The 12094-nt window shown below is 46.1% G+C and carries 16 protein-coding genes; 5 read left to right on the top strand and 11 right to left on the bottom strand.

The window, feature by feature from the left end:
• Window positions 1-26: 26 nt before the first annotated feature.
• The 7 genes from ICN40_RS07620 to ICN40_RS07590 all read right to left on the bottom strand — a co-directional run bounded on the left by ICN40_RS07620 (window position 27) and on the right by ICN40_RS07590 (window position 5608).
• Window positions 27-881: a cytochrome c oxidase subunit 3 gene (locus tag ICN40_RS07620; protein WP_216120179.1), complete on the bottom strand. Its 855-nt coding sequence runs from the start codon at window positions 879-881 to the stop codon at window positions 27-29.
• A gap of 29 nt (window positions 882-910) precedes the next feature.
• Window positions 911-1105 carry a DUF2970 domain-containing protein gene (locus tag ICN40_RS07615; protein WP_072582677.1) on the bottom strand — a complete coding sequence of 65 codons (195 nt, stop codon included), beginning with the start codon at window positions 1103-1105 and terminating at the stop codon, window positions 911-913.
• The gene (locus tag ICN40_RS07610; RefSeq protein WP_216191285.1) at window positions 1102-1686 is read right to left on the bottom strand and encodes a cytochrome c oxidase assembly protein; all 585 of its coding nucleotides are present in this window, start codon (window positions 1684-1686) and stop codon (window positions 1102-1104) included. The genes ICN40_RS07615 and ICN40_RS07610 overlap by 4 nt, the downstream gene beginning before the upstream one ends.
• 13 nt (window positions 1687-1699) lie before the next feature.
• Complete coding sequence (locus ICN40_RS07605) at window positions 1700-1831, bottom strand: cytochrome oxidase small assembly protein (RefSeq protein WP_215321090.1); 132 nt, start codon at window positions 1829-1831, stop codon at window positions 1700-1702.
• Window positions 1815-3434, bottom strand: coding sequence for a cytochrome c oxidase subunit I (ctaD, locus tag ICN40_RS07600; RefSeq protein WP_216243211.1), 1620 nt, complete (start codon window positions 3432-3434; stop codon window positions 1815-1817). The genes ICN40_RS07605 and ctaD overlap by 17 nt, the downstream gene beginning before the upstream one ends.
• A gap of 42 nt (window positions 3435-3476) precedes the next feature.
• Window positions 3477-4631, bottom strand: coding sequence for a cytochrome c oxidase subunit II (gene coxB / locus ICN40_RS07595; RefSeq protein ID WP_216243209.1), 1155 nt, complete (start codon window positions 4629-4631; stop codon window positions 3477-3479).
• 179 nt (window positions 4632-4810) lie between these two features.
• Window positions 4811-5608, bottom strand: a complete 798-nt coding sequence (locus ICN40_RS07590) for a methyltransferase domain-containing protein (protein WP_216243207.1) — start codon at window positions 5606-5608, stop codon at window positions 4811-4813.
• 23 nt (window positions 5609-5631) lie between these two features.
• On the opposite strand from ICN40_RS07590, the gene ICN40_RS07585 reads away from it, so the two are divergent.
• Entirely contained in the window at window positions 5632-6375 is a 744-nt protein-coding gene (locus tag ICN40_RS07585) for a ComF family protein (RefSeq protein ID WP_216243206.1), read from the top strand.
• 10 nt (window positions 6376-6385) lie between these two features.
• Window positions 6386-6856, top strand: a complete 471-nt coding sequence (gene trmL / locus ICN40_RS07580; RefSeq protein WP_216243204.1) for a tRNA (uridine(34)/cytosine(34)/5-carboxymethylaminomethyluridine(34)-2'-O)-methyltransferase TrmL — start codon at window positions 6386-6388, stop codon at window positions 6854-6856.
• Between the two features lie 22 nt (window positions 6857-6878).
• Here trmL and ICN40_RS07575 read toward each other — a convergent pair whose 3' ends face one another.
• The 4 genes from ICN40_RS07575 to ICN40_RS07560 are packed head-to-tail and all read right to left on the bottom strand — an operon-like array spanning window position 6879 to window position 9145.
• Window positions 6879-7901 (bottom strand): NAD(P)H-dependent glycerol-3-phosphate dehydrogenase, encoded by a 1023-nt coding sequence (locus ICN40_RS07575; RefSeq protein ID WP_216243202.1) that lies wholly within the window; start codon window positions 7899-7901, stop codon window positions 6879-6881.
• A 24-nt stretch (window positions 7902-7925) separates the two neighbouring features.
• Window positions 7926-8438 carry a protein-export chaperone SecB gene (secB, locus tag ICN40_RS07570; RefSeq protein ID WP_072582671.1) on the bottom strand — a complete coding sequence of 171 codons (513 nt, stop codon included), beginning with the start codon at window positions 8436-8438 and terminating at the stop codon, window positions 7926-7928.
• A gap of 28 nt (window positions 8439-8466) precedes the next feature.
• Window positions 8467-8721 carry a glutaredoxin 3 gene (gene grxC / locus ICN40_RS07565; RefSeq protein WP_072582670.1) on the bottom strand — a complete coding sequence of 85 codons (255 nt, stop codon included), beginning with the start codon at window positions 8719-8721 and terminating at the stop codon, window positions 8467-8469.
• Window positions 8722-8731: 10 nt separating this feature from the next.
• Entirely contained in the window at window positions 8732-9145 is a 414-nt protein-coding gene (locus ICN40_RS07560) for a rhodanese-like domain-containing protein (protein ID WP_216243200.1), read from the bottom strand.
• 22 nt (window positions 9146-9167) lie between these two features.
• On the opposite strand from ICN40_RS07560, the gene gpmA reads away from it, so the two are divergent.
• The 3 genes from gpmA to ICN40_RS07545 are packed head-to-tail and all read left to right on the top strand — an operon-like array spanning window position 9168 to window position 12080.
• Window positions 9168-9857, top strand: coding sequence for a 2,3-diphosphoglycerate-dependent phosphoglycerate mutase (gene gpmA / locus ICN40_RS07555; protein ID WP_216243199.1), 690 nt, complete (start codon window positions 9168-9170; stop codon window positions 9855-9857).
• A gap of 12 nt (window positions 9858-9869) precedes the next feature.
• Entirely contained in the window at window positions 9870-11303 is a 1434-nt protein-coding gene (locus tag ICN40_RS07550) for a S41 family peptidase (protein ID WP_072582667.1), read from the top strand.
• 24 nt (window positions 11304-11327) lie between these two features.
• On the top strand, window positions 11328-12080 hold the full coding sequence (locus tag ICN40_RS07545) for a HesA/MoeB/ThiF family protein (RefSeq protein ID WP_216243198.1): 753 nt from the start codon (window positions 11328-11330) through the stop codon (window positions 12078-12080).
• Window positions 12081-12094: the final 14 nt, after the last annotated feature.

The raw sequence follows: 12094 nt of genomic DNA, 5'->3' as shown, positions 1-12094 counted from the left end.
TTTAAAGCCCCGATTTTTTATTCAACTTACATCCAGTAAACAGCGATGTACAAGCCAAGCCAGACTACGTCAACGAAGTGCCAGTACCAAGCAGCGCCTTCAAAAGCAAAGTGGTGTTTAGCAGTAAAGTCGCCACGAATCATACGGCGCAATACGATGGCCAGCATAGTGCCCCCAAGGAATACGTGGAAACCATGGAATCCAGTCAACATAAAGAATGTAGAACCGTAGATACCTGATGTGAGCTTCAAATTGAGCTCATGGTAAGCGTGGTAATACTCAAAAGCCTGGAAGCACAAGAAGATGAAGCCTAGGCCAACAGTTGCAGCCAAGCCGATAATGGCCTTCTTCATGTGGTTCGCTACCAATGCATGGTGAGCAATAGTAATCGTCACGCCAGAGCTCAATAACAATAATGTGTTGATGGTTGGAATCGGCCATGGGCCCATAGTGGTGAACTTCTCAACCAATCCAGCAGGGCCATCATTTGGCCAGACAGCCTGGAAATTAGGCCAAAGTAATTTGCTCGTAACGTCACCCATCCAAGGCATTGCAATATTGCGTGCGTAAAAGAGGGCCGCAAAGAATGCGCCGAAGAACATGATTTCAGAGAAGATGAACCAAGCCATTGACCAGCGATAAGAAATATCAACGTTGATACCATTCTTGCCAGCATTGGATTCAGCAATCGTATCGCCGAACCAGTGATAGAGCACAAATAGAACCCATGCCACACCAACTAAACTTAGGGCACCGCCCCAAGAAGTGTGATTTACCCAGCCAGACATACCAGCGCCAAATGCAATTAAGCCGGCGGCGGCCATGGCAGGATGCCTAGATAGTCCAGGGACGAAATAGTATGGGGTTGAATTGGATGACATCTTATTCTCTCTATTCAATCAAAAAATAATCAATGGGAAACAACTGCTTTCACTATCAACAGGAGAACGCCCATAAAAATCAAGGCGCCAACAACACCTGCAATGATAATGTGAACAAAACTAAGTGAAGCGACATCTTCCTGCAAACCTGATTGTTTACGCACCCCCAAGAAACCCCACATCACGGCTTTCATAGACTGCATAAAACTACTTTTTTTCTTCATGACACCACCTTTGACTTTGGCGCAGGTGGTGTGCCACCCATGCCCAGCTCAAAGAAGGTGTACGACAAAGTAATGGTTTTCACATCGTCCGGTAAACCCGCATCGATCACAAAAACTACTGGCATCTTCTTTGTTTCATTTGCCGCTAGTGTCTGCTCCTGAAAACAAAAACACTCTAACTTTGTAAAAAATTCTGTTGCGCTTTTAGGCGCATAACTTGGTATTGCCTGTGCTCGTACTTGGCGATTCTGATTATTAGTGACCTCATAAACAATCTCGGTCATTTCACCAGGATGCACTTCTAAAAAATTCTTTACCGGCTTAAAAGTAAACGGGCCTCGGCTATTAGAGTCAAACTCAATCGTCACCGTACGTGCATAGTTAACTTGGGTATTGCCAACCCTATTTGGGCTGAAAGCTCTAACGCCATAGTCATTTTTGCTCGTTACAACATTAATCCCAGTAGCTTCACACAAGGCTTTATACATTGGGACTAGTGCATAACCAAATCCAAACATCATTACCGCTGCAATTAAGAGCTTTAATAAAATCTGGCGATTCAGTGATTGAGTTGAAACCATCGTCATTGCGGGATTAACCCAACATACTCCGTTTAATCACAATACCAATAAAAAATACCAATACAACACTCAAAAGAATGAAGCCCATCCTACGATTATTCGCAGCAAGGGCTTGTTTCTCTGAAGAATTAAATTCCTGCTTCATGCATTTGCTCAGCACTAGGCGGAGTTTCAAAAGTGTGGTGTGGTGCTGGAGAAGGAATAGTCCACTCCAAACCTTTAGCTCCATCCCATGGCTTCATTGGCGCTTTTTCACCTTGACCACGGTATGCAGGAAGCACAACGAAGAACAAGAAATAGACCTGCGATAAGCCAAAGCCCAATGCGCCGATTGAAGCAACCATATTGAAATCTGCAAACTGAGTAGGGTAGTCGGCATAACGACGTGGCATGCCTGCTAAGCCCAAGAAGTGCATTGGGAAGAATGTGATGTTAAAGAAAATCATGGAAGTCCAAAAATGGATCTTGCCGCGAGTTTCATTGGCCATAAAGCCAGTCCACTTAGGGCACCAGTAGTAGAAGCCAGCGAACATTGCAAACAATGAGCCCGCTACCAATACATAGTGGAAGTGGGCCACAACGTAGTAAGTATCTTGCACGCCAATATCAATTGGTGCCATCGCCAAGATCAAGCCAGTAAAGCCACCCATCGTAAATACGAAGATGAAGCCAATAGCCCACAACATTGGCGTTTCAAAGGTCATCGAACCTTTCCACATGGTTGCAACCCAGTTAAAAATCTTCACGCCAGTTGGAACAGCGATCAACATTGTTGCGTACATGAAGAACAACTGACCAGTTACAGGCATACCAGTTGCAAACATGTGGTGAGCCCAAACGATGAATGACAAGATCGCAATAGATGCGGTTGCATAAACCATTGAGCTGTAGCCAAACAATGTTTTTCTGGAGAATGTTGGAATAATTTCACTGACGATTCCGAATGCTGGAAGAATCATAATGTAAACCTCTGGGTGACCAAAGAACCAGAAAATATGCTGGAACATGATTGGGTCACCACCGCCAACTGCGGAGAAGAATGAGGTACCGAAATGACGGTCAGTTAGAACCATGGTGATTGCGCCAGCCAATACAGGCATCACAGCAATTAACAAGTAAGCAGTAATTAACCAAGTCCAGCAGAACATTGGCATCTTCATCAAAGTCATGCCAGGAGCGCGCATATTCAAGATGGTCACGATGATGTTGATCGAACCCATGATGGATGAGGCGCCCAATAAATGCAGAGCAAAAATAGCCATGTCCATGCCAGGACCCATTTGTGAGGTCAATGGAGCGTAGATAGTCCAACCACCAGATGGAGCACCGCCAGGAACTAGGAATGAACTGAACAACAATGTTGCAGCAACCGGAAGAATCCAGAAGCTAAAGTTATTCATACGAGCAAACGCCATATCGGATGCGCCAATTTGCAAGGGCACCATCCAGTTCGCGAAGCCAACGAATGCCGGCATGATCGCACCGAACACCATTACCAAGCCATGCATGGTTGTTAGCTGATTAAAGAACTCGGGGCGGAAGAATTGCAAACCAGGCTGGAACAATTCCAGACGAATTCCCAACGCCATAGTGCCGCCAGCTAACAAGCTAACAAACGAGAAGATCAAATACATCGTACCGATGTCTTTGTGGTTGGTTGCAAATAACCAACGACGCCATCCGTGTGGCGTGTGATCATCATGCGCGTGATCGTGTGCGTGGTCGTGGGTAGTAGAGACTGTGCTCATGGATTACTCCGGTTTCGTTTTATCTGTATTAGTTAATCTGATTTACTGGCCGCGTGCGGTAATAATTTCTTGGGTCTGAATCACTTCGCCCGTTTTATTACCCCATGAATTACGGGTGTAGGTAATAACGGCTGCGATATCTCCGTCGGAAAGGACACCGCCCCACTTCGGCATTGCATTTTTACCGTTCAGCAAAATATTAAATTGGCCTGCTTTAGGTCCATTAACCACTTTGCTGCCATCCAATGCGGGGAACGCGCCAGCACCTTTGCCATTTGGCTGGTGGCAAGCTGCACAGTTCGCTGCATAAACTTTTGCGCCGCGCTCTTTCTGTTCATCCAAGGTATAAACCTTCGATGGATCATCGCCGCCTGCGCCCATTGCTTTTTTCTTCTCAGCAACCCAAGCGGTGTAGTCCTCTGGTGAAACTACTTTGACAACGATAGGCATGAAAGCGTGCTCTGCACCACAAAGCTCAGAGCACTGACCGCGGAATGTGCCAATCTTGTCGGCTCTGAACCAAGTGTCACGTACGAAGCCTGGGATCGCATCTTGCTTAACGCCAAACGCTGGAATAGTCCAAGCGTGAATCACGTCATTAGCAGTAGTGATCAAACGAATTTTTTTACCTACTGGCACAACCATTTCATTGTCTACTTCCATCAAATAGGTATTTGATTTGGGTGCCAAGTTGTTAATTGCTTCACGTGATGTTGACAAGGTAGACAAGAAGCTAATGCCTTCGCCTTCGCCCTTGATGTAGTCGTAACCCCACTTCCACTGATAACCAGTGGTCTTAATAGTGATGTCAGAGTTAGTGGTGTCTTTCATCGCCACAACAGTTTTTGTTGCTGGTAATGCCATGCCGATCACGATTAACAGCGGAATCACTGTCCAAATGATTTCAACAGTTGTGCTCTCGTGAAAAGAAGCTGATTTGTGACCCAATGATTTGCGATGCTTCAAGATGGAATAGAACATCACTCCGAAAACACCAACAAAAATCACTGCGCAAATGACCAACATCATCCAATGCAACCAATGAATCTCTTGCATGATTTTCGTTGCAGGAGGCGTAAAATTCAGCTGATTAACAGCTGGGCCACCAGGCATATTCTCTGCTGCATGAGCAAATGCAGTACCAAAAGCTACTGCGAAATAGAGCGAAGCCCTAGTGACTTTTCCAAATAAATTCATCTTATTCTCTGTTTATTGTCGTGAGCAAAGCAGCAAAAATGCCACAAAATGCCCAAAAAACGGTCTCAAGCTAATACTTACAGCCGTGATTATAGGGTTAATTAGGCGCAACAACAAACAGGGTTAACCCAGCTTGAACCAATCTTGGTCGAGGTTTAAATGATAGTAAGTACTTACACTTAGGCAGAATCTGGCCTAGTCTTGCGCCCAATTTGATTTGGATCAATGTAAGCAACGTTGTCCTTTGCCTTTGCAAGGCGCTTTCCGAGTGCCCATGCGTGCCCATAAACCACCTCTAAGGTAATTTTTTGCAGCAAAACCTCTTTTTCAGTGACTTGAGGAGGGGTGGAATGTATCAATTTCAGCGCAATAATGTCTGCTAGCAATAAGGCTGGCTTCTCATAGTCCAAAGTGAGGTACTCCATGTCCATTACAGGATCAGAAAACCGCTCCCCAAGCAAAGCATCTCCCATATCGTGCATATCCCAAGGGCTTAATAAATTCCTGAGCTTCAACCCTGAAAGATCCAAGGAGCGCAACTCTTTGCCAGTGTCCGGCCCCAAATAACTAAAGGTGATTAAGCCGCCCTCGCGTAGCACGCGCCAACACTCCTGCAAGAAATGTTTTGGATCAGGCAAATCATGCAGCAAAAGATCACTAAACACTAAATCAACAGAATTGTCGGGAATATCAAATCTTCCAGACGAGAGGTAACTTGCCAAGGGGCTTGTATTACTGGCGAATAAGGATCGCCAATTACTCAGCGCTTTAGTGCGCCACATTTGAAATCCTGAAACACCTTTTTCGGTGATGCTAAAAATGCGCGCCCTTGGATAGCGCTGAGCGAGCGTATCTAAATGCTTACCAGCAAAATCGGGCACCACTAAGATGTCTTTTACATCAAGCTTAACGATGTCTAATTTCTGCAGCATGCGATCTGCAATTTCGTCTTGTAACCATCTAAGGGGCTGGGTCATTGGCTCAGTATACTCAGCGCCCCATGCGATTTCCAGAGAACATTTTTCAAACTATTTGTGAGCAGCTTTTGCCAACAGCCTGCATTGCTTGTCAGGAGTTTCAAAAATCATCCCTATGCGATCGCTGTCTCAATCAATTGCGAGATGATGGCTTAATGAACTACCAATGCTGCTATCAATGTGGCATAGCACTTCAGGCACCAGAAATTGCAGAGCAACGTTGTGTGCAATGCCAAATCTCTCGACCATACTTTGATGCAACCCATTGCTTGGATCGCTATGATGGATTGCTACAAACTCCACTGCATGAATTGAAGTATCAAAAACGCATTGCATTTGCTAATGCCCTTGGCAGAACATGGAACTTACTTCTTAGTAAGGAGCTTGAAGATATTTCTGCTGATTATTTACTGCCAGTGCCGCTCAGTATTGAGAAGTTAGCACAGCGTGGCTTCAATCAAAGCTGGGAAATAGCTAAACAGATTCGGTGTGGAGGGCATATTCAAAAAATACCTTACGTGCTGCAGCGCCATCATTATGCAGAGCACCAGGCCGGAAGCACCCTAAGCAATCGCCACCTAGCCATTCAGGGAATGTTTTACGTTGAAGAGCGTTATATTCAGCAGCTCGCAAATAAGACTGTGATTGTGTTTGATGATGTGATGACAAGCGGTGCAACTCTTAATGAAATTGCGCGCGTTCTGAAGGACAATGGTGTATCTCGCGTAATTAATTGGGTAGTACTTCGAGCTGCGCGACCAATTTAAAGAGTGTTACATGTTTAATATCGTTTTATTTGAACCAGAAATCCCGCCCAACACAGGCAACATTATTCGTTTGTGCGCCAATACCGGAGCAAAGCTACATTTAATTGAGCCGCTTGGGTTTCCGATGGAAGATGCTAAGTTGCGTAGAGCAGGCTTGGACTATCACGAGTTTGCGCGAGTCAAAGTCCACAAAAATTGGGCACAGTTTTTAAAGGATGAACAACCCGATCCTCGTCATCTCTTTGCAATGACCACCAAGGGCTCGGGAAAGTTTCATGAAGGCAAATATGCGCCCAATGATTACTTTGTATTTGGCTCTGAAACTAAAGGAATTACCGATGAAGTCAGAGACTCCATTCCGAATGAGAATCGCATGCGTCTGGCGATGCAAGATAGCAGTCGTAGTCTGAACTTATCAAATACTGTAGCAATCGTCGTCTATGAAGCATGGCGGCAGAATGGCCTTGCTGGCGGTCAATAACAAATTGACCCAGATGCTGTAATTACGATTCTATTTTAGGATCACGCCCCATGAGCTTTTTAACAGCATCATGTGGCTTCAATTTTCCAGAGAGCACTTCACTCATCATCGTAGTAATCGGCATATCAACCCCTAGGCGTTTTGCCAAGTCGCCAACCGCCTCCGCACAAAGCACACCCTCAGCAACGTGACCAAGACTGGCAAGAACCTCAGGCAGCGACTTACCAGCAGCAAGCCCAAGACCAACGCGCCGATTACGCGATAGATCTCCAGTGGCAGTCAAGATCAAGTCCCCAACCCCAGTTAGACCCATACAAGTTTCGGATTTACCGCCTGCGGCTTTCACAATGCGCATCATCTCTGCTAAACCGCGCGTGAGAACAGCAGCGCGAGCGTTCAAACCCAAATCCAAGCCATCACCAATACCTGCAGCAATCGCCAAGACATTCTTAATTGCCCCGCCCAATTCCACACCAATTAAATCATCGCTTGAATACACGCGCATATTGCCGTGATGGAAAGCGGTCTGCACTGCTTCACATAACTTGGGAGATTTGCTAGCAACTGTTAAAGCGCAAGGCATACCTTCACCAACCTCACGCGCAAAGCTTGGGCCAGATAAGGCGCCATATGAATGCGTTATTCCATGAGAATGCATCTTGCTCTCACGCTCTACAACCTGGTGGGGCAATAAGGCAGTATTCGGCTCAAGACCTTTGCAGAGCCAAATAATATTGAGTGGGTGCTCAGCAATCTTTAAAGCTTGGGCGATTGTTTCTGAAAGCCCCGACATCGGTGTAGCAATGACTAATAAATCATCACTAGAAAGTCTTTTGATAGCAGTAGAGAAGTCGCCCTCAAACTTGAGGCCTCTAGGCAACTGAATCCCTGAAAGATAAGCGCGATTTTCAGCGCTCTCTTCAATTCCTTTTAACTGTTGTTTGCTACGAGACCATAAAACAACATCACCCTCTTGGAGAAAGCGAGCTGCTTGCGCAGCCATCGCTGTTCCCCAGGCGCCAGCACCGAGCAGTGTCACTTTCATGATCTGTGGGCTCGCTCGTTGAGCTTAGTGAGGCTTGCTCTCAGCGGCAGCGCCATCCTTAGCGGCAGCTTCTTGTTGAGCTTGCATCAAACGATGTTCATACATGCCGTGGAAATTAATCTCATTCAAATGAATTGGCTGGAAGCCTGCGCGACTAATAATGTCGGCGATATTTGAACGCAAATACGGATACAAAATCGTTGGGCAAGCAATGCCAAGCATGGGATCAATTTGCTCAACCGGAATATTACTAAATTCAAAGATGCCAGCTTGTTTTGCTTCTACCAAGAATAGTACTTTGGTATCGACTTTAGCAGTCACGGTGGAGCTTAGAGCCACCTCAAAGATACCTTCACTTAAGGGTGCAACGGAGATATCAATCTCAACATGCACTTGTGGCTCAGATGCAACCAACAAAATCTGCGGAGCATTTGGTTGCTCAAGAGATACATCTTTTAAGTAAATTCGCTGAATACGAAATCCAGGTTCTTTAGCTTGCTCGGCACTTGCCTGGGGTGCTGGGGATTTTTCAGTCATTGCTAACTTTCTTTGTATGTTTAATCTATTAAGCTAATAAGGGATCAAGCTTTCCAGCCCGATCTAATGCCACTAAGTCGTCATAACCACCAACATGCGTGTCACCTATATAGATTTGTGGAACAGTGCGGCGGCCAGTGCGTGTCATCATTATTTCGCGCTGGGCCGGATCACGATCAATCAAAATCTTTTCGAGATTAGCAACGCCTTTTTTAGTCAGCAACTTTTCCGCCATGACGCAGTAAGGGCAAACTTGGGTGCTATACATTGTTACTGGAGGCATCGATTTCTCCTTACTTCACTAAAGGTAGGGCTGCTGCTTTCCAAGCCTGCACGCCGCCATCTAAAGCGCCTACTTCGGCAAAGCCTAGTTTTTGAGCTTCGGCTACGAGTTTGCGTGACTGGGAGCCCGTTTCACAAACCAAGACCACTGGGTGCTTGCGGTCTAACTTGAGCTTTTCAATGGCTGCAGTTAAGCCAGCAGCATTGGCGAATTTGGCGCCAGGTAAATGCCCTGATTTGAAAGCCTCCTCCGAGCGCAGGTCCAAGACATAGGCTTTGCGACGATTAATCCAAATCGTCGCTTCAGTAGGCGTTAAGCCTTTTCCGCCAATAAGCGTAGATAATGAGGGTAGGAAAAGCGCTATGCCTGAAACCAAAAGCAGGGCAATAAGCGCTAAATTATCAATTTGCGTAAGAAAGTTCATCACCAGATTATAGAATGGCTCTATGAAACAACTTGTCCTTATTCGTCATGGCGAATCCGCCTGGAACCTTGAAAACCGCTTCACTGGCTGGGCGGACGTCGACTTAACCCCTAAGGGCGCAGAACAGGCCATCGCAGCAGGCGCAAGCCTCAAAAAAGCAGGTTATGAATTTGATATCGCCTATACCTCCGTTTTAAGGCGTGCCATTCGCACTCTTTGGCACGTTCAAGATGCCATGGATTTAATGTGGCTCCCTGTTGTTCATAGCTGGCGCTTAAATGAACGTCACTATGGCGCACTCACCGGATTGAATAAAGCTGAAACCGCAGCTAAATATGGCGATGAACAAGTTCATATTTGGCGTCGCTCCTATGATGTACGTCCGCCGCTACTTGAGCATGATGATGAGCGTCACCCAAAAAATGACCTCCGTTACTCAAAGCTCAATCCTTCCGATATTCCCCTGGGTGAATGCCTGAAAGATAACGTTGATCGAGTATTACCCTTGTGGAATGAATCTATTGCACCCGCACTCAAAGCTGGCAAACGCGTTTTACTAGTAGCACACGGCAACAGCATTCGCTCACTCATTAAGTATTTAGATCAAATGTCTGATGAAGCCATCATGGAAGTGAATGTACCTAATGGTGTGCCACTTGTTTATGAGTTAGACGACAACCTCAAACCCATTCAACACTTTTATTTGGATTAAAGCAAAAGAGATATGCGCCAATTTCTAAAGAATTTCGCCCTGATAGCCGTTGGCCTTATCGCCGGCGTAGCAGCCACGATACAGCTCTCCGCGACCGCCCAGCAAAGCCCTCAGCTACCGCTGGATGAGCTTCGCACGCTCTCCAATGTCTTTGCCCAAATTAAGCGCGAATACGTTGAGCCTATTGAAGACAAGCAACTATTAACGGATGCTGTTAAAGGAATGGTCAGTAGTCTTGATCCTCATTCCACTTTCTTAGATAAAAAAGATTTTGCAGAAATGCAAGAGATGACCTCTGGAAAGTTTGCTGGACTTGGTATTGAAATCACTTCAGAAGATGGTGTAGTGAAAGTACTCAATCCAATTGAAGATAGTCCTGCTGCTCGCGCAGGTCTTCAAGCCGGAGACCTCATTACACGCCTTGATGACAAACCTGTACGCGGTATGTCTCTAGACAAAGCGGTACGCACTATGCGCGGCGAACCTGGAACCAAAATTACTTTGACGGTATTTCGTAAGAGTGAAGAGCGTAGCTTTCCGGTCACAATCACTCGCGCAGAGATTAAAGTTCAATCAGTCAAAACAAAAATTCTGGATAACGATATTGCTTGGGTACGCATCACCAGCTTTCAGGAGCGCACCGTTCCTGATCTTGCTAAGAAATTAACCGATATTGCCAATCAAGATCCAAAACTCAAAGGCATCATTCTTGATCTGCGCAACAATGGCGGCGGTCTATTGCAAGGAGCCGTGGGTGTGGCTGCAGCGTTCTTGCCTGCTGACGCAGTTATTGTCTCCACTAAAGGCCAGTCCCCAGATTCAAAACAGGTATTTAATGCAACGCCAGCGATGTATCGCCTAAATGAGTCTGGCGACCCTTTGGCGGGTGTTCCAGCGATATTTAAGAAATTACCCATGGTGGTCTTGGTAAACGCTTATTCCGCCTCAGCCTCTGAGATTGTGGCTGGCGCACTCCAGGACTATAAACGCGCAACCATTATTGGAAAAACGACCTTTGGTAAGGGCTCTGTCCAAACCGTTCGCCCCCTGACCAATGATTCAGCACTGAAGATTACTACCGCTTATTACTACACCCCAAGCGGCAAGTCGATTCAGGCTTTTGGTGTGAAACCAGATATCCCAGTAGATCAAAACAAAGATGGTGATCCAGATGATGTCTTAATCACTCGCGAGATCGATAGCGAGAAACACTTACGCAATAAGCAGTCTGCTGAAGATAATCTCATTAAAGATCGCGAACAACGTCGCCTCGAAGAGTTGCAGCGCATTGAAGAGAAAAATGCCAAGAAGACTCCTGAAGAAAAAGAGAAAGATAAGAATAAGAAACCGCCTGAGCTAGGCAGTGCAGATGACTTCATGCTTTCTCAGGCAGTAGCCTTTATTAATGGCCAGCCCGTGAAGCGCTCCTCATCCAAACTCGAATAATCTTTTAATCTCTGCGGCTGGCACATGAATGACGAGCAGTTACTTCGATACTCAAGGCACTTGCTGCTTGACGAGATTGATGTTGCTGGCCAAGAGAAGCTTCTCCAATCACATGCATTAGTCATCGGCGCCGGCGGCTTAGGTAGTGCTGCCGCCCCCTATTTAGCCGCTGCCGGAGTGGGACACATCACCCTAGTAGATCATGATGATGTAGAGCTCACCAATTTGCAGCGTCAAATCATGCATACCGAAAGTAGCGTTGGCAAAAGCAAAGTTGCTTCAGGAAAAGAATTTTTACAATGCCTTAACTCCAGCATTCAGATTGAAACCATTCAGGCTAAAGCCACAGCTTCGCTATTAGATGAACTACTGCCAAGCGTTGATGTTGTGCTCGATTGCACAGATAACTTTTCAACCAGACACCTTATTAATGCTGCCTGCGTTAAACATCAAATTCCTCTAGTTTCCGGATCAGCACTCAAGTTTGATGGTCAAGTGAGCGTCTTTGATCTGCCAAATCCAAGCTCACCATGCTATGCCTGCATCTTTTCTCCAGATGAAGTATTTGAAGAAGTCAGTTGCTCCAGCATGGGCATCTTCTCGCCTCTAGTAGGGATCATTGGAGCCATGCAAGCCGCTCAAGCCCTGCAGGTATTAATTGGTTTTGGAGAGCCCTTGGTGGGCCGCATGTTGCTTTGGAATGGGCTTACGACCCAAATCGATGAAATCCGTATTAGCCGTAATTCCGAGTGTTCGGTATGCGGCTCAGCCCACTAGGCAGCGCAATAAAT

The sequence above is a fragment of the Polynucleobacter sp. Fuers-14 genome (assembly GCF_018882045.1).
Taxonomy (GTDB): Bacteria; Pseudomonadota; Gammaproteobacteria; order Burkholderiales; family Burkholderiaceae; genus Polynucleobacter.
Note: the sequence above shows the minus strand (reverse complement) of the source record. Positions and strands in the feature narration are given on the sequence as shown.

Bases quoted from the DNA above. Each gene is read 5' to 3' on its own strand.
- ICN40_RS07590 (WP_216243207.1), bottom strand. From the start codon at position 5,608: ATGACCCAGCCCCTTAGATGGTTACAAGACGAAATTGCAGATCGCATG.
- ctaD (WP_216243211.1), bottom strand. From the start codon at position 3,434: ATGAGCACAGTCTCTACTACCCACGACCACGCACACGATCACGCGCAT.
- ICN40_RS07575 (WP_216243202.1), bottom strand. From the start codon at position 7,901: ATGAAAGTGACACTGCTCGGTGCTGGCGCCTGGGGAACAGCGATGGCT.
- ICN40_RS07615 (WP_072582677.1), bottom strand. From the start codon at position 1,105: ATGAAGAAAAAAAGTAGTTTTATGCAGTCTATGAAAGCCGTGATGTGG.
- ICN40_RS07545 (WP_216243198.1), top strand. From the start codon at position 11,328: ATGAATGACGAGCAGTTACTTCGATACTCAAGGCACTTGCTGCTTGAC.
- ICN40_RS07550 (WP_072582667.1), top strand. From the start codon at position 9,870: ATGCGCCAATTTCTAAAGAATTTCGCCCTGATAGCCGTTGGCCTTATC.
- ICN40_RS07605 (WP_215321090.1), bottom strand. From the start codon at position 1,831: ATGAAGCAGGAATTTAATTCTTCAGAGAAACAAGCCCTTGCTGCGAAT.
- ICN40_RS07560 (WP_216243200.1), bottom strand. From the start codon at position 9,145: ATGAACTTTCTTACGCAAATTGATAATTTAGCGCTTATTGCCCTGCTT.
- coxB (WP_216243209.1), bottom strand. From the start codon at position 4,631: ATGAATTTATTTGGAAAAGTCACTAGGGCTTCGCTCTATTTCGCAGTA.
- ICN40_RS07610 (WP_216191285.1), bottom strand. From the start codon at position 1,686: ATGGTTTCAACTCAATCACTGAATCGCCAGATTTTATTAAAGCTCTTA.
- gpmA (WP_216243199.1), top strand. From the start codon at position 9,168: ATGAAACAACTTGTCCTTATTCGTCATGGCGAATCCGCCTGGAACCTT.
- trmL (WP_216243204.1), top strand. From the start codon at position 6,386: ATGTTTAATATCGTTTTATTTGAACCAGAAATCCCGCCCAACACAGGC.
- grxC (WP_072582670.1), bottom strand. From the start codon at position 8,721: ATGCCTCCAGTAACAATGTATAGCACCCAAGTTTGCCCTTACTGCGTC.
- secB (WP_072582671.1), bottom strand. From the start codon at position 8,438: ATGACTGAAAAATCCCCAGCACCCCAGGCAAGTGCCGAGCAAGCTAAA.
- ICN40_RS07620 (WP_216120179.1), bottom strand. From the start codon at position 881: ATGTCATCCAATTCAACCCCATACTATTTCGTCCCTGGACTATCTAGG.
- ICN40_RS07585 (WP_216243206.1), top strand. From the start codon at position 5,632: ATGCGATTTCCAGAGAACATTTTTCAAACTATTTGTGAGCAGCTTTTG.